The 16,883-nt window shown below is 66.8% G+C and carries 15 protein-coding genes and 1 pseudogene; 8 read left to right on the forward strand and 8 right to left on the reverse strand.

Features of this window, described 5'->3' with window-relative positions; translation table 11 throughout:
- The first annotated feature begins 94 nt into the window (after window positions 1-94).
- Complete coding sequence (locus tag RM50_RS10260; protein WP_043452371.1) at window positions 95-832, forward strand: dienelactone hydrolase family protein; 738 nt, start codon at window positions 95-97, stop codon at window positions 830-832.
- A 91-nt stretch (window positions 833-923) separates the two neighbouring features.
- Here RM50_RS10260 and RM50_RS10265 read toward each other — a convergent pair whose 3' ends face one another.
- Window positions 924-2,387 carry an amino acid permease gene (locus RM50_RS10265; RefSeq protein WP_043452372.1) on the reverse strand — a complete coding sequence of 488 codons (1,464 nt, stop codon included), beginning with the start codon at window positions 2,385-2,387 and terminating at the stop codon, window positions 924-926.
- Window positions 2,388-2,595: 208 nt separating this feature from the next.
- Here RM50_RS10265 and RM50_RS10270 point away from each other — a divergent pair, with 208 nt between their 5' ends.
- Complete coding sequence (locus RM50_RS10270; RefSeq protein ID WP_043452373.1) at window positions 2,596-3,357, forward strand: CPBP family intramembrane glutamic endopeptidase; 762 nt, start codon at window positions 2,596-2,598, stop codon at window positions 3,355-3,357.
- A gap of 39 nt (window positions 3,358-3,396) precedes the next feature.
- Here RM50_RS10270 and RM50_RS10275 read toward each other — a convergent pair whose 3' ends face one another.
- From RM50_RS10275 to RM50_RS10290, 4 genes are read right to left on the reverse strand one after another with little or no spacing between them, the layout of a single operon-like run.
- Window positions 3,397-5,127, reverse strand: a complete 1,731-nt coding sequence (locus RM50_RS10275; RefSeq protein ID WP_240471937.1) for a hypothetical protein — start codon at window positions 5,125-5,127, stop codon at window positions 3,397-3,399.
- A gap of 54 nt (window positions 5,128-5,181) precedes the next feature.
- Window positions 5,182-6,114 (reverse strand): carbohydrate ABC transporter permease, encoded by a 933-nt coding sequence (locus RM50_RS10280; RefSeq protein ID WP_043452375.1) that lies wholly within the window; start codon window positions 6,112-6,114, stop codon window positions 5,182-5,184.
- 3 nt (window positions 6,115-6,117) lie between these two features.
- Window positions 6,118-7,059 (reverse strand): carbohydrate ABC transporter permease, encoded by a 942-nt coding sequence (locus tag RM50_RS10285; RefSeq protein WP_205622248.1) that lies wholly within the window; start codon window positions 7,057-7,059, stop codon window positions 6,118-6,120.
- A 4-nt stretch (window positions 7,060-7,063) separates the two neighbouring features.
- Entirely contained in the window at window positions 7,064-8,338 is a 1,275-nt protein-coding gene (locus tag RM50_RS10290) for an extracellular solute-binding protein (protein ID WP_052260127.1), read from the reverse strand.
- Between the two features lie 163 nt (window positions 8,339-8,501).
- Between RM50_RS10290 and RM50_RS10295 the strand changes: the two are divergent.
- The 4 genes and pseudogenes from RM50_RS10295 to RM50_RS10310 all read left to right on the forward strand — a co-directional run bounded on the left by RM50_RS10295 (window position 8,502) and on the right by RM50_RS10310 (window position 12,081).
- Window positions 8,502-8,941, forward strand: a pseudogene (locus tag RM50_RS10295) (VOC family protein).
- Window positions 8,942-8,963: 22 nt separating this feature from the next.
- On the forward strand, window positions 8,964-9,917 hold the full coding sequence (locus tag RM50_RS10300) for a 1,4-dihydroxy-2-naphthoyl-CoA synthase (RefSeq protein WP_043452376.1): 954 nt from the start codon (window positions 8,964-8,966) through the stop codon (window positions 9,915-9,917).
- Window positions 9,918-9,929: 12 nt separating this feature from the next.
- Window positions 9,930-11,123: an AMP-binding protein gene (locus tag RM50_RS10305; RefSeq protein WP_052260129.1), complete on the forward strand. Its 1,194-nt coding sequence runs from the start codon at window positions 9,930-9,932 to the stop codon at window positions 11,121-11,123.
- A gap of 76 nt (window positions 11,124-11,199) precedes the next feature.
- Window positions 11,200-12,081 carry a 1,4-dihydroxy-2-naphthoate polyprenyltransferase gene (locus RM50_RS10310; protein ID WP_043452377.1) on the forward strand — a complete coding sequence of 294 codons (882 nt, stop codon included), beginning with the start codon at window positions 11,200-11,202 and terminating at the stop codon, window positions 12,079-12,081.
- On the opposite strand, the gene RM50_RS10315 is transcribed toward RM50_RS10310, so the two are convergent.
- A complete protein-coding gene (locus RM50_RS10315; RefSeq protein ID WP_205622249.1) occupies window positions 12,078-12,392 on the reverse strand; it encodes a DUF4229 domain-containing protein in 315 nt (104 codons plus the stop codon). The genes RM50_RS10310 and RM50_RS10315 overlap by 4 nt on opposite strands.
- Before the next feature lie 61 nt (window positions 12,393-12,453).
- On the opposite strand from RM50_RS10315, the gene RM50_RS10320 reads away from it, so the two are divergent.
- Together RM50_RS10320 and RM50_RS10325 are read left to right on the forward strand one after the other, a co-directional pair.
- Complete coding sequence (locus RM50_RS10320; RefSeq protein WP_043452380.1) at window positions 12,454-12,843, forward strand: PLD nuclease N-terminal domain-containing protein; 390 nt, start codon at window positions 12,454-12,456, stop codon at window positions 12,841-12,843.
- Between the two features lie 5 nt (window positions 12,844-12,848).
- The gene (locus RM50_RS10325) at window positions 12,849-13,403 is read left to right on the forward strand and encodes a hypothetical protein (RefSeq protein WP_240471938.1); all 555 of its coding nucleotides are present in this window, start codon (window positions 12,849-12,851) and stop codon (window positions 13,401-13,403) included.
- Here RM50_RS10325 and RM50_RS10330 read toward each other — a convergent pair.
- Together RM50_RS10330 and RM50_RS10335 are read right to left on the reverse strand one after the other, a co-directional pair.
- Complete coding sequence (locus RM50_RS10330) at window positions 13,400-14,893, reverse strand: dynamin family protein (protein WP_043452381.1); 1,494 nt, start codon at window positions 14,891-14,893, stop codon at window positions 13,400-13,402. The two genes, RM50_RS10325 and RM50_RS10330, sit on opposite strands and share 4 nt — an antisense overlap.
- A complete protein-coding gene (locus RM50_RS10335; protein ID WP_052260131.1) occupies window positions 14,890-16,791 on the reverse strand; it encodes a dynamin family protein in 1,902 nt (633 codons plus the stop codon). Before RM50_RS10335 ends, RM50_RS10330 begins: the two co-directional genes overlap by 4 nt.
- Window positions 16,792-16,883: the final 92 nt, after the last annotated feature.

Raw genomic sequence — 16,883 nt, forward strand, 5'->3', positions numbered from 1 at the left:
GCCCCGGCCACGCAGCACGCACCACCCCGCCTCCCGCCGTCGAATACCCCGGGCGCACAGGGACTCCGCAAGGACGGCGGGTTAGCCTTGGCCCATGACCAACGTAGACCTCAGCGCTGCAGGCAGCGCTGCCGGCGGATCCCCTTCCCTGCACGGCTACCTTGCCGTGCCTGATGGACAGGGCCCTTTTCCCGGCGTCGTGATGATCCATGAAGCGTTTGGCTTGGACGACCAGACACGGCGGCACGCGGACCGGCTGGCGCGGGCCGGGTATCTCACCCTCGCGGTGGACCTTTACAGCGACGGCGGCCCGCGGCGTTGCCTGGTGGGAACCATGCGCGCCATGGCGGCGCGTACCGGCCGCCCGTTCATTGACATTGCCACGGCCCGCGCCTGGCTCGCGGAGTCTGAACTGGGCAACGGCAGGACCGGGGTGATCGGCTTCTGCATGGGCGGCGGATTTGCCCTCCTCGTGGCCCGGGACGGATTCGACGCCGCCTCGGTGAACTACGGCCGGCTGCCTGGAAAAGGGCAGGAAGACCTGGTGGAGGCACTGCGCGGCGCCTGCCCGATTGTGGCCAACTACGGCGGTGCGGACCGGTCGCTGAAGGGTGCGGCGGCGCGGCTCGACTCCGCTCTTGGCGAGCTGGGCATCGAGCACAGCGTGAAGGAATTCCCCGGCGCCGGCCACTCCTTCCTCAACGATGAAGAAATGGGGCCGGTTCTCCTCAGGCCGCTGATGCGGGTCATGGGCGTTGGTCCGGATCCAGAGTCGGCACCGGAAGCCTGGCAGCGCATCGAGGACCATTTCGCCCGCTACCTGAAAGGCTAGGCGGGGTACGGCCCCGGACTGTCCCGCAAAAAGCGGACGGCGGGCCGCCCACTGAAGGGGCGTCCCGCCGTCGGACGTGATCTTGGAGCCGTCAGCTGTAAAGCTCGCTCTTGGGCTCGTTGTTCTTGACTTTCTGCCAGCCAAGCCACAGGACCAGCGCGAAGAAGGGGATGGTGGCCAGGGTCCACAGCCCCAGGTAGAACACCTCGCCGTCCTTGCTGGTCATGGTGTCGAAACCGATCAGCACCGTGATGGCCAGCAGCCCCAGCAGGCCGGCCCAGCTGGTCCAGGGTGACCCCGGCATGGGCAGGGATGACACCGCGCCCTTCTTCTTCCGCAGTACGATCTGGCTGGCGAAGATGGAGCCCCAGCAGAAGATCACGCCGATCGAGGCGGTGTTCAGGGCGAGGTCGAACGCGTGCGATCCGCCCAGCCAGATGTTCAGCATGATGCCCACCAGGTAGAACGCCGCGATGGCGAGGATGGCCGCGTAGGGGACGTGGCGGGAGGACATTTTGGTGAGCCACTGCGGGGCGTGGCCGTTGTTGGCCATGGTGCGGAACACGCGGCCGATCGAGTAGAGGCCCGAGTTGCAGGACGACAGCGCGGCGGTGATCACGATCATGTTCATCACGTCGCCCACCCAGCCCAGGCCCATCTGGCCGAAGACGGTGACGAAGGGGGACGTGCCGGCCTTGTACTGGTCGGACGGCAGCAGCATGGCGAGCAGGGTCACCGAACCGACGTAGAACACCACGATGCGGAGCACGACGGCGCGGATCGCCTTGGGCACTTCGCGTTCCGGGTTCTGCATCTCGCCGGCCGTGATGCCGACGAGTTCGATGCCGTTGTAGGCGAAGATGACGGCGTTGAGGACCAGCACCATCACGAGGGCGCCCTTGGGGAACATGCCGCCCTCACCTGCGAAGAGGTTGGCCACGGAGGCGTGGCCGCCGCCCACCTGGGCATTGGTGACCACCATGAAGGTGCCCACGGCCAGGAAGATCAGGATGGCGCCCACCTTGAGGCATGACGCCCAGAATTCGAACTCGCCGAACGCTTTGACGCTGAGCAGGTTCACGGCGACCAGCAGGGCCAGGGCGGCGATGGCTGAGGCTTCCACCGGGACATTGGGAAAGAAGAACTGGAAGTACAGGCCAATGGCGATCAGTTCGGCGATGCCTGTCATGCCCCAGTTGATGAAGTACATCCAGCCGGAGAGGTAGGCGCCCTTCTTGCCGAACATCTCGCCGGCATAGCTGACGAACGAGCCGGAGGTCTGGCGGTACATGATGAGTTCGCCCAGGGCACGCATCAGCAGGTAGGCGATCACGCCGGCGATGGCGTAGGAGAAAACCAGGGCCGGGCCGGTGGACGCGAGGCGTCCGCCGGCTCCCATGAAGAGGCCGACGCCGATGGCGCCGCCCATGGCAATCATGGTGACATGGCGCCGGCCGAGTGTCTTGCTGTAGCCCTCGGCGCTGAGGGTGGGGTCGACGACGGCGGCGGATGGGGCCGTGCTGTTCTTGAGGTCTGTGGGGGTACTTTGAGGCACAACTGTTCCTTGTGGGTTGGGGGTTGGCCGCATCCGGGCTTCGTATGATCAAGCTCACAAAATTCGGCCACTCAGCCTTGAGGCCAGCATTTGTGAGGGCAATCCGACGAACTGCCGAAGCTTCAAGCGGCCTGTCCATCCTACAAGACAGTCCGGGGTGCTACGTGACGCGCACTACACAGGGGGCGCGCGGCGCTAGGCTGAAACCATGGCCACAGCCCACCGCTTACCGCCCGCCCCGCAGCCGCAGCTGTACCGGTTCTCGCCGATCGACGGCGCGACGCTCTGCCTGTACGTTGCCATCGCCGGCTTCTTCGCAGTCGCCGGGGATCTGGTGGAACCCCTCCTTCGGCGGGTGGCCCCATCCCCTGCGGCTGCCTCCTACGCTGTGAACCTGCTCTTCTATGCCTCAGTGGGAATACTGGCACTGCTGGCGGCCCGCAAGGTGGTGGTCCGCGACCTCAAAGTCCTGGCAACCCGGCCATGGTTCACACTGCTGATGGTCCCGGCGGCCGTCATCGCCATGCTGATTCTCACGGCCATTGTGGTGGCGGCGAACGGACAGGTGCAGACCTCCCAGAACCAGGCGGGACTGCAGGCCCTGATGCAGCAGGTCCCGGCGTGGTTGATGGTTCCGCTGCTGGTGGTGGTGGGTCCGTTCGTGGAGGAGTACATCTTCCGCCACCTGCTGATCGGCAAGCTCAGCAGGCGCGTGAACATCTGGATCTGCTGCGCGCTGTCCGTGGTGCTGTTCGCCGCGCTTCACATCGTGGGGCAGGAGGCGGTCACCCTCACCGCGTTGCTCCCGTACCTTGCCATGGGCGCCACACTGGTGTCCGTCTACATGTGGACCGGGAAGAACGTGATGTTCTCCTACCTCGTGCACGCAGCCAAGAACCTGCTGGCGGTGGTGCTGGTGTACGCCATCCCGCCGGAGCTTTTCGAACAGATGCAGAACATGCAGGCGTAGGCCTGCACGTTCTGTCCCGCACCCGCCCGCGCCGTGGCCTTAAGCCGGCAGCGTGTACCCCCGGCACGTGAACCGGCTGCTGCCGTTCGTCCAGCCCGTGACGTAAACCTTGATGCCGAAGGCGGCGTTGGTGCCGCCAAGGTAGCGGTAGCTTTCGCCAGGGTTGTAGCCCGCCGGGGCATCCGGATCGGCTGCCAGGCCAGGTCCGAACTCGATGACGTCGCGTCCAACCCGGTACGTGCCGGTACCGGCCACCAACTGGAAGGTGCCGGGCGCACCCGCAGGCTCGACGCCGTCGAGCACCCCGCCCGGCCGGAAGGTAAGTTCCAGGGCAAAGGCGGTCCTGGTGCCCTCGAAACCGATGTCGATGCGGGCCTGGGGGCCCTCGCAGTGCACTGATATTTCCGTCGCCAGCCGGTGCACGTCGGCGGGGCGGGCGCTGAACTCCATGCCGGCGCTGAACCTGCCTTCGTGCTCCAGGGCGTAGATCCCATCTGCCCGCACCTTGTCCGGCGGCAAGGGCTGGTAGAAGTTCGCCTCCACCTCCTCCGAGAGCACCACCGAGTTGCCCTGCCGGACCGTGCGCTGGCTGCGGAACGGGCCCAGGTCGAAGAAGCTCCTGGACAGCCGGACGTCGGAGAGCAGCGCCGCGCCGTGGCCAAAGCGGAGGAATGTGGGGTTGGTGGCCAGGCCCGAGCCCACTCCCGGGACCAGGGGATCGCAGCCGCCGAACACCGTGGCCACCGAACCGCCGGAACGGAAGCGGTACACCCCGCAACTTTCCAATGCAGCCTCGCCCGGGGCCAAGGCCGGGGGCAGTGGCTGCCCGCCGGCCAGTGCCTGCTCCCCGGCGGCAGACGGTACTGCCGGGCATGCCGCGGCCAGCCACGGGTCCACCCTGGCGAGGGCCAACAGCTTGGCGGGTTCGTGCAGTGGAAGCCCGGCCAGCCAGGCGGCCGCGGCAGCAAAGTCGAGCCGCGCGTCCTGTGCGGCCAGTCGCAGGTAGGAGTGGAGGAAGGGGGCGGCGTCAAAGGCCATCCATTGGTCCTGCCGGCGGGAGAACAGCGATTCCACGGTGCCCTCACCATTGAACCAGGGCAGGAAGGCGGTGAGGTTGCGCCGGACGTGGTCCAGAAGCTCCGGATGGTCGGCGCAGTCCGCAATTGCCAGCAGGGACGGGTTGGTGACGGCCGTGGCGTACAGCGGACTTCGCTCCGAGTACATGCCGTCCGGCAGCTGGTCGATGCCTTCCGCCAGCCACTGGGCGATCCGGGCGGGAATATCCGGCCGCGGCTGGAGCACGTTGATCTGGGCCAGGGCCGCGCAAAGCTCCCAGCGGTGGTTGGGGGTGTGCACCCCGCCCGCCACCATGGCGTCGACGGACCGCGCCACGATGCCGGCCAGCCGCACGTCCACCCGTTGCAGCAGGCGGCCCGGCACAGCCATCCCGCGGATGAGCCGCAGTGCCAGGCATACGTCATTGAGGGTGAACGCCGAGTCCGGCGGGGAGCACAGGTTGGTGCCGTCGAACAGGCCCGTAGGTCCCTGAAGCGCCTCCAGCCGGTCCAGGCACGCGGCCATCGCCGCACCGGCGCGCTCCGCGCCCAGGAAGGCGGAGCCGGGCTGGGTATAGACCGTGACCAGGTCCAGCAGCCTGGCCATGGCGGGCCGGTGCGCCAAGGCCGGAACGTCGCCGTCGTGCGTTGCAAGGAACGCCGCCACGTGCCGGTCCGCGGCCCCTGCCACCTGGTCAAGGAATGCTGTGTTCACAGTTGCTGTCTGCACTGTTGCTGCCTTTCACCGGTCCCGCCGTGCGGGACCGTCCTAGTCCTTCAAGCCGGCGCTGACATCCGCGTTCAGCACGTACTTTTGGAAGACGAAGAACACCAATACCAGGGGCAGGAGGGAAATCACGGAAGCCCCCAGGAGGACCGGCCAGTCGATGTTTTCCGCACCCACGATGCTCCGCAAGGCAACCTGGAGGGTGTACCACTTGGGATCGTTGAGCACGATCAGCGGCCAGATGTAGTCGTTCCAGCGCCACTGGAAGGAGAAGATGGCCAGCGTGAAGAGGATCGGCTTGGAGAGCGGCAGCATGATCCTGAAGAAGATGGCCAGTTCGCCGGCGCCGTCGATCCTGGCGGAGTGCAGCAGGTCGTCCGGAACCGTGAGGAAGAACTGCCGGAACATGAATACTCCGGTGGCGGTCAGCACGGACGGCACAATGATGCCCGCCAGCGAGTTGTACAGGCCAAGGTCCCGGATCACGGAGAACGTGGGGTTCAGGATGACCTCGGTGGGGAGCATGGTGGTGGCGAGGATACAGACGAAGAACAGCCTGGTGCCCTTGTTGTTGTACTTGGCGAGCGCATATCCCGTGCACGCGCTGAAGAAGACCGTCAGCACGGTGGTCACGATGGACACCGTGGCCGTGTTCAGGAAGTACTGGGCGAAGTCCACCCGTTCCCAGGCATCCACAAAGCCCTGGAACGTCCATTCGCGGGGAATCATCGACAGCGGGTAACTGAACAACTCACTGCCTGGTTTGAATGAGCTCAACAGGAACCAGAGCAGGGGCAGTGCGTACAGGGCGGCGATCAGCCACATCAGGACGGTCAGCGGGATGGATGCCTTGGCACGGAGTTCCGTGTTGCCCGGCCGCTGGCGCGCCCGCCTGGCGGGCGTTGCGGAGGCGCGCTCCGCGCCCAGGACGGGTTCCTCCGCCACGGCGGGAGGCAGGTTGGCAGCTGTAGCCATGGGTCAGCCCTTCTTCCGGTTGAACCGCAGCTGGATGAGGGCGATGGCCAGGAGGACCACCATCAGCACCATGGAGGCAGCGCTGGCGTAGCCCACCTTTGACTGCTCGAACCCGGTTTTGTAGATGTACTGCACGATCAGCGTGTTCTGCGTCCCCGGTCCGCCACCGGTCAGCGCCTGGATCATGGCGAATTCCTTCATGGCATGGATGGTGGAGAGCAGGATGACCATGAACGACGTCGGCGCGATCCCCGGGAGCGTGACGTGCCGGAAGCGTTGCCACGCGTTGGCCCCGTCCAGTTCCGCTGCCTCGAGCAGGGACTCTGGGATGTTCTTCAGCGCCGCAACGAACAGCAGCATGTTGAAGGCGGTGCCGCCCCAGGCCGAGGCGAAGATGACGACGGCCAGGGCGAGGTTGCCGTCGCTTGACCAGGGCAGGGGGTTGCCGCCCAGCGTGGAAATCACGAAGTTGACGAACCCGAAGTCCTGGCCGAACAGCCACTTCCAAATGACGCCGACCACGATCGGCGAAATCAGCCAGGGCAGGAAGATCACCATTTTGGCTGCCGTCCGGCCGCGGACAGCCTTGCTGGCCAGCAGCGCTGCGACGCCCAGGGAGCAGACGTATACCAGCGGGACCGACAGGACGGTGTATGCGAAGGTCCGGCCCAGCGCGCTGTAGAAGGCTGCGTCGGCAAAGAGCTTCTGGAAGTTGGCCAGGCCGATGAAGTGCAGTTTGCCGATGCCGCGGTAGTCGGTGAAGGAGTACAGCAGGCCCAGCGCCCCCGGCCAGACGAAGAAGACCAGGAAGAGGACCACGTTGACGCCGATCAGGACCAGCGGCGCAATGACGTAGCGGTTCCGGCGCTTCTGTGCGGATTTGCTGCGGGGCGGCAGCGCTGGCGCTTCGGGCGCCGCCACCGTGCTGATGGTTGGTTGCGCCACGGGATCAGGCTCCGTTGTAGAGCTTCACGATGTTATCCACCGTGGTCTTGGCGTCCTGGCTTCCGGAGAGCATCTTGACGGTCTCCTCGCGCAGCGGGTCACCCGAGAACGGGGTTTCGGCGTAGGCCTCGGCCACGACGCGCTTGATGGCGTTGTCGCCCTTGGCCTGGTTCCCGGCAATCTGCTTCTGGTAGAGCTCGAATGATGGCTGCTGGAACTGGTACTCCACCTTGAGGTCCTTGGCCGGCAGGTAGCCGCCAAGCTGCGCGAACTCGATGTAGTTGGCGTCCTCATAGAACCAGTCGATGAACTTCTTCGCTTCCTCGTCCGCCCCGGTGTCCTTGAAGGCCACCATGAAGCCGCCGCCCAGGTTGGTGGCGTTCACTTCCTTCTTCGGCAGCGGGACCGACAGCCATTCGAAGTCCTTGATGTTCTTGTTGAAATCGGCAACCTGCCAGCTTCCGGAGTAGTAAGCCGCAACCTGGCCGCTCTTGAACATGGCATTCCCGTCCTCGCCGCTGAGCCAGACGGACTTGGGCATGGTCTGGTCGTCGTTGATCTTCCGGAAGTACTCCAGCGTCTCCACGGCCTTGGCATCCCCGGTGTACTTGCCGTTTTCCTTGGCGAAGGCGGTGCTGCCGAACTCGTACATCATGGCGCGCAGGCGGTGCCCGGAACGGTCCATGACCACGCCGTACTTGGCGCCGGCCTTCTCGCGGACCTGGTTGACGGCCGTGATGAACTCGTCCCACGTCCAGGTATTCCCGATGTCGGCCGGATATGTGACGCCGGCCTTGTCGAACAGGCTCTTGTTCACGAACAGGCCCACCGCGGTGAGGTCGGAGGGGATGGCAGGAATGATGCCGTCCGGGGATTCCTGAAGGTACTTTTCGTCGATCCCGTGGGACTTGGCAATGTCTGACAGGTCCTGGAGCTGGTTCGCCCAAAGCGGGTCCAGCCCGGTGACGCGGGCCAGGGCCGGGAGGTCGTTTGCCGTGGCCGCGTTCTTGAGCTTCGTGGTGATGTCGGCCGTGGGAACGTCCACCACCTCGATGGTGACGCCGGTGGCTTCCTTGTACTTCTTGGCCGCGGCAGCAAAGGCGCCGCCCTGGTTGGTGTCGCCGGACAGGATAAGCTGCAGGGTCTTGGCCGCACCGTCCGAGGAACCCCCTCCTCCCCCGCCACAGGCCGTGAGGCCGGCGGCCAAGGCTGACAGTCCGAAGGCCGTCAGGCCGAACTGGCGGCGACTGATGCTGGAGATTCTTGTCTTCTCTGACAATGCTCTGTCCTGTCTCTCGCGGTTTGGAGGGAAAACCCTTTCCGCAGAAAACTGTGACCTATGTCATGACATAAAGTCAAGAATACTTTTCACCGCCATAGAACTTTCGCACACCTTCAGCGCGCTCCTTCCGCAGCGCTCCCGGCGGCCGTACGGTGGACGGATGGCACTGAAAATCCAGGTGGTTGTCGATTCAGTACGTCCGCATGAGCTTGCCGATTGGTGGCGGAAACCCTGCAGTGGGAAGTGGAACCGCAGGACGGGGACTTCATCCGGTCCATGATCGAGCAGGGCTTCGCCGGCGAAGACCAGACCATGACCCACCGCGGGCACCTGGTCTGGAAGGACGGGGCTGCCATCCGGCCGGCGGAGGAGATCGAATCGAAGGACCCGGAGCGGCGCATCCTGTTCCAGACGGCGCCCGAAGGGAAAACCGTGAAGAACCGGGTGCACTGGGACGTCCGGCTGGACGGCCGGGACAAGGACGAGGTCCGGAACGAACTGGAAGCCCGCGGCGCCACGTTCCTCTGGACGGCGCGGCAGGGCCCGCATTCCTGGCACACCATGGCGGACCCCGAGGGCAACGAGTTCTGCATCAGCTGACGCCGATTACTAGACTTGGACGGTGAGCAACCAGATCCCCGCCCCGGTGTCCGATGTCTTCGATCCCACCCGCTGGCGGGTGGTCTCCGGTTTCGAGGACTTCCAGGACATGACCTACCACCGGCAGGTGGAGCGGGATTCCGACGGCGGCTGGGTGCGTGACCTGCCCACGGTCCGGATTGCGTTCAACCGGCCGGAGGTCCGCAATGCGTTCCGTCCCGGCACCGTGGATGAGCTGTACCGCGCCATGGACCACGCCCGGATGACGCCGGACGTCGCCACCGTCCTGCTCACCGGCAACGGCCCCTCCCCCAAGGACGGCGGCCACTCGTTCTGCTCCGGCGGTGACCAGCGCATCCGCGGCCGGGACGGCTACCGCTACGCCGACGGCGAGACGCAGGAAACCATCGACCCCGCCCGGGCCGGCCGGCTCCACATCCTGGAAGTCCAGCGGCTCATGCGCACCATGCCCAAGGTGGTGATCGCCGTCGTCAACGGCTGGGCGGCGGGCGGCGGCCACTCCCTGCACGTGGTCTCAGACCTCACCATCGCGTCACGCCAGCACGGCAAGTTCAAACAGACCGACGCCACCGTGGGAAGTTTCGACGCCGGCTACGGCTCCGCGCTGCTGGCACGGCAGGTGGGGCAGAAGACCGCCCGCGAAATCTTCTTCCTGGCCCGCGAATATTCCGCGGAGGACATGGTCCGCATGGGGGCGGTCAATGAAGCCGTGGACCACGAACGGCTGGAGGAGGTGGCCCTCGAGTACGCGGCGGACATCGCCCGGCAATCCCCGCAGGCCATCCGCATGCTCAAGTTCGCCTTCAACCTCGCCGACGACGGCCTCGCTGGCCAGCAGGTCTTTGCCGGCGAAGCCACCCGCCTGGCCTACATGACGGACGAGGCCGTGGAGGGCAAGGAGGCCTTCCTGCAAAAACGCGACCCCGACTGGTCCCGCTTCCCGCACTACTTCTAAGGCAGGACGGCAATGAACAGCGAAACTCCCCCTGTCCCGGTCCAGCACGGACCGCTCAACATCGAACCCGCCCTGAAAGCCCTGGCGGCCGCCCTGCACGGTGAGGGTCCCGCCGTCGAACTGTCCGTTGGCCCGGACGGCGCCCTGGTGGTGGGCCATGTGGAAACCCCCGGCTGCGACGACGCAGTGGCCGTGGTGCGCACGTCCGGGTCCACCGGCACGCCCAAGGCCACCCTGCTGACGGTGGAATCCCTGGCGGCCTCCTCCATGGCCACTGCGCTGCGGCTCAAGGGCGAGGGGCAGTGGCTGCTGGCACTGCCCGTGCAGTTCGTTGCCGGCATCCAGGTGCTGGTGCGGTCCCTGTTCGCCGGGACCCGGCCCTGGGTGATGGACATGTCCGGCGGCTTCACTCCCGAGGCCTTCACCGCCGCGGCGCTGGAGCTGACGGACAAGATCCGCTTCACGTCACTGGTGCCCACCCAGCTCCAGCGCCTCCTGGAGGATCCGTCGCCGGAAACGCTGGCAGTGCTCCGCCGCTTCAACGCCATCCTGCTGGGCGGCGCCCCGGCCCCGGAAGCACTCCTAACGGCAGCGCGGGACGCCGGGGTCCGGGTCATCACCACGTACGGATCCGCGGAGACCTCGGGCGGCTGCGTCTACGACGGCTACCCCCTGGAAGGCGTTTCGGTCCGGGTGGCAGAGGACGGCAGGATCCTGCTGGGCGGGGACACGGTGGCGGCGGGCTACATCGAGGCCCCGGACGAAGAAACCGGAACGTTCTTCGAGGAGGACGGGGTCCGCTGGTACCGCACCAGCGATCTCGGCTCGATTGACGACGACGGCCGGCTCACGGTCCTGGGACGGGCCGACGACGTCATCATCACCGGCGGCGTCAAAGTCTCCGCCGGGCACGTGCAGGAGCAGTTGGAAAAGTCCGACGACGTCGCCGCGGCTTTCGTGGCCGGGGTCCCTTCCGCGGAGTGGGGCCAGGCGGTGGCCGCGTACGTGGCGCTTACCCCCGAAGGCGCGTCCCGGCACGATGCCGGGGACCCCGCCGCCGTCCTTCAACACCAGTGGCAGCAGCAACTGGGGGTGCTCGCGCCCAAGACCGTCGTCACCGCACCTGCCCTGCGGATGCTGCCCAACGGAAAACCGGACCGGCTCGCCATGACTGCCGAACTCAGCGCCCTGCACCGGGGAAAGTAGAGTTGGACCTGCACCACCGAGGCGGGTGGGTACGTCCCGTCCTGCCGTCTGACCGAAACAACACGAGGTACTAACCGTGGCCACAGCCGCCCAATGGATCCAAGGCGCCCGACTCCGGACGCTCCCGGCAGCGATCGCGCCCGTGCTGATCGGCACCGCCGCCGCCTACGAGATGGACTCGTTCATCCTGCCCAACGCCATCCTCGCGGCGCTGGTGGCGCTCCTGCTCCAGGTCGGCGTCAACTTCGCCAACGACTACTCCGACGGCATCCGCGGCACCGATGATGACCGTGTGGGCCCGCTGCGGCTGGTGGGCTCCGGCGCCGCCAAGCCCGAACAGGTGAAGTGGGCCGCGTTCGGCACCTTCGCCCTCGCCATGGTGTTTGGCCTGGTCCTGGTGTTCCTCACCCAGGCGTGGTGGCTGATCCTGGTGGGGCTCGGCTGTGTCATGGCCGCGTGGGGCTACACCGGCGGCAAGAACCCCTATGGCTACATGGGCCTGGGCGACCTCTTTGTCTTCGTCTTCTTCGGCCTGGTGGCCACCCTGGGCACCACCTACACCCAGGCCGGGCACATCAGCCTGTCGGCCGTCATCGGCGCCATCGGTACCGGCCTGATCGCCACCGCACTGCTCATGGCCAACAACGTCCGGGACATTCCCACCGACATGCAGGCCGGCAAGAAGACCCTTGCGGTGCGGCTGGGCGACAAGCACGCGCGCGAAAGCTACGTCCTGATGCTTGCCGTCGCCATTCTGCTGGTGGTGATCCTGGCGCCGGGCCGGCCCTGGATCCTGATCGTGCTGCTGCTCATCCCGGCCTGCCTGATGCCTGCCTGGCTGATGATCAACGGCCGCAAGCGGAAGAGCCTGATCCCGGTCCTGAAGCAGACCGGCCTGATCAACCTTGGCTACAGCGTGCTGTTCTCACTGGGGCTGATCCTGAGCCACGGGCTCTAGCTGTTCTTGTTGCTGCTGCCCTTGGCGTTGTTGATGGTGATGTCCGGGTTGGCGTCCAGCAGGGCGTCCTCGGCGGTGGCGTCCTGGACCTCGCCGGCAGAGCGCAGGGGCTTAGCCTTGCCGGAGAACCGGTGCTGCAGGGCTGCGGCGGCAGCGTCCCGCTGCTTCTGGAAGAACAGGTAGCTGATGGCGAAGGCGATGAGCGCGGCGCAGATCACGGACATCAGAACCCCCACCTGCAGGAGCGCAAAGAGGACGAACAGGGGCACGAAGATTGCCAGCCGGATCAGGGAATATTTCAAAAAGGCCACTATTCAAGTTTAGCCGCCTCCGCCGGGGGCCCCTGCCCGTCCTGACGATAGACTTAATGGCATGCTCTTCCGTGTGGCATTGGCCGTGGCAGTCCTCGTCATCTTTGTGTATGGCCTGGTGGACGTGATCCGCACCGAAGGCCGCCTGACCAGGGGCATCTCCAAACCTGCCTGGATTGTCGTCCAGATCGTGCTGCCCGTCCTCGGCGCCATCCTGTGGCTGCTGATCGGCCGGCCCCGCGGCACAGCCCAGCCCCGGCCCAGCTATCCGCACCCCACCGCGCCCGACGACGATCCGGACTTCCTGCGCAACCTTGAGGCCCGGCGCCGCAACCAGGCCGAGGCCGACCGCCTGAAGAAGCTCCGGGACGACCTCGAGGCCAAGGCCAAGGAGGAAGACGGGAAGGGCCGGCGGGGCACCGACGAACATGACACCGACGGACTGAAATAGGTCCCGTGGCGTCCCAACCCGGCGGTGAGGAGCAGCATCTGCCTGCTCCCCCTCCGAGACCCGGGTTCTCCTACTCCGCGCCCCCGCCCATCCCGGTCACTCCTCCGCCGCCATGGCCCGTCCGCACCTCCCGCACCCTCTGGATCCTCAGCTTCATCGCCGGATCGGCTGTCCTGCTCGGTTCCTACGTTGCCCGCGACTCCAACCTGCAGCGGCTCCGCGGCGTGGTGGCGGGCATGGCAGCGGGCAGTGACGCCGGCTCGGTGGGCACCGCGGCGGAGATCGTTTTTTGGGGCAGCATCGCGGCCCTGCTGCTGGTCACCCTGCTGGAGGCGGCCGTCCTATCGATGCTGATGGGCCGCCGGATATGGGCCCGCTGGACCCTGGTTCCCCTCCTCGCCACCCATGTCCTCCTCCTGCTGCTGGCCTCAGCGTTCCTGGTCCCCGGTGGTGCCGCGGGAAGCTACGTCGTGATGCTGTGGGCTGCCGGCGTGGCCCTGGCTTTCGCCGGACTGGTACTCCTGTTCCTGCCTTCCGCCGGAGCGTGGTTGAAGCGCTAGGCTGGCTGCGCTTGCCGGTCCTGTCCCGCGCACTCGGCCAGTACGCCCTCGCAGCTGCGGATCACCACCCGGCACGCTTCGGCTGCGGACCGCGCCGTCAGCGGGTTCTCGGCGATCCTGCGCCAGCGCGTGAGGCAGCGCCGGGCTTCTGCAACCAGCAGACCGGGAGCGGCATCCGGGGCAAGGCCCAGCCGCAGCCAGGCCGGCGTGCCGCGGCCGCCCACCAGCCGTTCAGCCTCCGCCGCGAGTTCCGGGGCCAGCTCCACCCGGGCAGCCCGGAGCGCAGCCAGCAGCCTGAGCTCGCGGAATTCGTGGTCGCCGGCCTCAAGCCGTTCCAGGGACGCCGCAAGGTGTTCGGTGCCCGGGCGGGGGCTGCTGTGCAGGAGGTCTGCCACCGCCACCAGGGCGGTCCTGGCCTTCAACACCCCCGCCCTTGACTGGAACTGGCGGGCCAGCAGTTCCAGCAGCGGGTCCAGGCCGCTGCGGCGCACCAGTTCGTGGGCCAGCGGCGTGGGTTCGGTGAACCCGTTACGGATCAGGACCATGGCAAGCCGGATGCCAAAAAGCCCAAAGCGTTCCAGCAGGGAGGCCCTTGCTGCTTCCGTCAGCCCTTCCGGCACCGCGGACCGGCGGAACCTGTCCGCCGAAAGCATCATCCGCTCGCGGTCGCTCCGGTCCAGCGCTGCCAGTGCCTGGAGGGATTCGAAATCGGGCTGGCGCAGGGTACGGGCGCTCTGGGCCAGCAGGCCCGCCACCGGAAGCACGTCAAGGGCCAGCTTCCGAAGGTTGGGGTCCCGGCTGTAGCGTTCGGCGATGGTGGCCGCCGAAATCAGCGAGTCGATGCGTCCGGCCCCCACCTCGTCGGCACGGGACAGCACCGCAATGGCGTTGACCGTGCCGGAGCGGCCGGCGCCGGTGTCCCGGAACGACTCAAGGAAATGGACGTCCGAGGCGTGCAGGTGCCGCATCAGGTAGATGACGGCATCGGCCTCCGACGGCGAGTCCTCCGGTGCCAGGAACCGCAGAGACCGCGCTGACACGTCCTGGGACAGGGACGCGATTCCGGGGGTGTCGATCAGGGTTACCGCCTGCAGCGCAGGCGACGGCCATTCGACGTCGAGCCTTTCCACACGCTCCGCAGGCACACCGTCGAGGGCGAAGGCCAGGCGGCCGTCCGCCCGCCTCAACGGCAGGGCCCGCGATCCCCCGTCCGTGGCGTGCAGGGTGATCCGGGGGGTATGGCCGTGGCGGTACCAGGTGACGATCCTGGTGCATTCGCCAGTGTCCGTGGGAGCAATTTCCTCCCCGATAATTGCATTCAGGAGCGTGGACTTTCCCGCCTTCACCATGCCGCCCACCGCTACCCGCAGCGGCTCCGCGAGGCGCTGCGCGTACCCCCGGAGCGCCTCGGCGGCCTGGGCGTCATCGCCATAGACCTCCAGCGCTTCGCGGAGGAGGGCCGCCGCGCCCGCCGTGGTGGGTACCGTCATGGGACCCCCGCCGCCCTGGGGGTCCCGGCCGCGGCGACCTCCGCCGATACAGCCTCTGCTGCCCGGTGCAGCGCATCCACCTTGGTGAGCCGGGCCCTGATCTCCCGTACGCGCCCTTCCCTTTCCTGTGCATACGAGTTGGCCGACTTCTGGGCGGCGGCAACAGAATCGGACAGCGAGCGGTGGTATTCATCCGCGATATCGGTGAAGTGGTCCCGGATGGTCCGCTGGACCAGGCGCAGCCGGTCCTTCAGCTGCTTTCCCACCTGGAACGTCACATCGTCGAGCTGCCGCCGCACCAGGGCCTTCGCTTCGGCCTGGCGGCGCTTCAACCGGTTTTCCTGGTCGTCCCGGTACGCCTTGCGGCCAAGCAGGAGTCCGGCACCCACCGACAGCGGATTGATCAGGGCCATTCCGAAAATGCCCGTCAGGAGGCCAAACATCAGGACTCCGCCGTACGAACCGCGCATCCCGATCAGGACCTTCTGGACAGGATTCACGCGCCCCGGGTCCAGGTCCGCCATTCCGTCCACCGGGTCCAGGGCATCACCGGAATCGGCCACATGCAGGACGGGCAGCGACACCTCGTCAGCGGCGAAGTGTGCCGCCACCTGCCCGGCAAGCCATTGCGCCCGCTCACTGGTCCAGACAAAGGTGTCCGAGACCGCGTCGGCCACGCATTCCTCGAGCCATTGGGAGAATTCGGCCCAGACGGGTCCGGGATCGCCCTGGTCGATGGCATTTTCGGCTTCCTTTTGGATGTGGCGCAGCCGGTCCCGAAGGTCGTACTCCATGTCCGCGATGAGGTCGTTGATGCCGTCGCTGAGGGTCAGCTGCCAACGCGCTGAACGCTTCCTCAACTCATCTGCCTCGGTCTTGGCCTGTTCCAGGGCGGCCAGCATTTCAGGCTTGCCCTCCGGGTTCTCCAGTGCCCCAAGCTCGGACTGCAGCGACAGCCGGAGATTTTCGGTGACGGACAGCAGGTCCTGGCTGACGGAGTGGCGCTGGATGCGCTCCGCCTTGCCGACGACGTCGTTGCGGAGGTGGGTGACGAGGTCCGGGAAACCCGATTCGGCATTGAGTTCGCTGTCCTGCAATCGCGAGGCCTCGAGGCGCAGGTCTGCGGAGAGCGGAAAGAGCGGAATACCCGGGGCGACCTGGTCCAGGTGCTCCCTGTCCAGCTCCTCCACCCGCCGCCAGTCCGGGTAGAGATCGGTTTTGGACAGGACGGCGGCGACGCTGGGGGTGATACGCATGGCCTGCCGCAGGAACCGCAGCTCCGGTTCCGTGTATTCCTGGGAGGCATCCGAGACCATCAGCAGGGCGTCGGCTGTGGGAAGGGCGGTGAGGGTGGTCAGCGTGTGCGTGGAGCCCATGCCGCCCACGCCCGGAGAATCGATGATGGTGAGCCCGCCGGTAAGGATCCGGCGGGGCAGGCAGACTTCGGCAGCCGCGAGCTTCCGGCTGTTGCCAGGATTGCCCTGCTCCGACACGAGCGCGGGCAGTTCCGAGAGATCCACCGGCCTGCGCTCCACGCTGCCGTCCCTGCCGTCGGCCGCTTCCGTCCCGGACGGACTGTCCGCGGGAACCAGGACGGCGGCCGAAGCCGGTTCGCCGTAGCGGACGATGGTTGGGAGTGCGGTGGCAATATCGTCATCCACCGGGCATACGGGCGCGTTCACCAGGGCATTGATGAGCTTGCTCTTGCCTTGTTTGAACTCCCCCACCACGATGACCCTGACGCTGGGGTCCTTCAGCCGGGCCATGGCTTGCTCCAGCCGCCGGCGCAGGTCCGCGCGGTCCCCGCCGCCCACCAGCCGCAGGCCTTCCTCCACCAGCTTCACCAGCTGTCCGGCGGCCGCAGGCCCAACCGGCCCGGCCAGTCCTCCTTCTGCCACAGCGTGCGTCCTTCCACTGCCGAAACCTGTCACGGTGCCGAAAATCCCGCCGTCGGTGGTACTGGAAGAGCCCGCAGGCGGCGGATGCCTCC

This window comes from Pseudarthrobacter phenanthrenivorans (assembly GCF_000813845.1).
GTDB lineage: Bacteria > Actinomycetota > Actinomycetes > Actinomycetales > Micrococcaceae > Arthrobacter > Arthrobacter phenanthrenivorans_B.

What these genes read in the sequence shown, in the direction of transcription:
- RM50_RS10260 (WP_043452371.1), top strand. Translation starts at nt 95, where the DNA reads ATGACCAACGTAGACCTCAGCGCTGCAGGCAGCGCTGCCGGCGGATCC.
- RM50_RS10270 (WP_043452373.1), top strand. Translation starts at nt 2,596, where the DNA reads ATGGCCACAGCCCACCGCTTACCGCCCGCCCCGCAGCCGCAGCTGTAC.
- RM50_RS10280 (WP_043452375.1), bottom strand. Translation starts at nt 6,114, where the DNA reads ATGGCTACAGCTGCCAACCTGCCTCCCGCCGTGGCGGAGGAACCCGTC.
- RM50_RS10305 (WP_052260129.1), top strand. Translation starts at nt 9,930, where the DNA reads ATGAACAGCGAAACTCCCCCTGTCCCGGTCCAGCACGGACCGCTCAAC.
- RM50_RS10320 (WP_043452380.1), top strand. Translation starts at nt 12,454, where the DNA reads ATGCTCTTCCGTGTGGCATTGGCCGTGGCAGTCCTCGTCATCTTTGTG.
- RM50_RS10330 (WP_043452381.1), bottom strand. Translation starts at nt 14,893, where the DNA reads ATGACGGTACCCACCACGGCGGGCGCGGCGGCCCTCCTCCGCGAAGCG.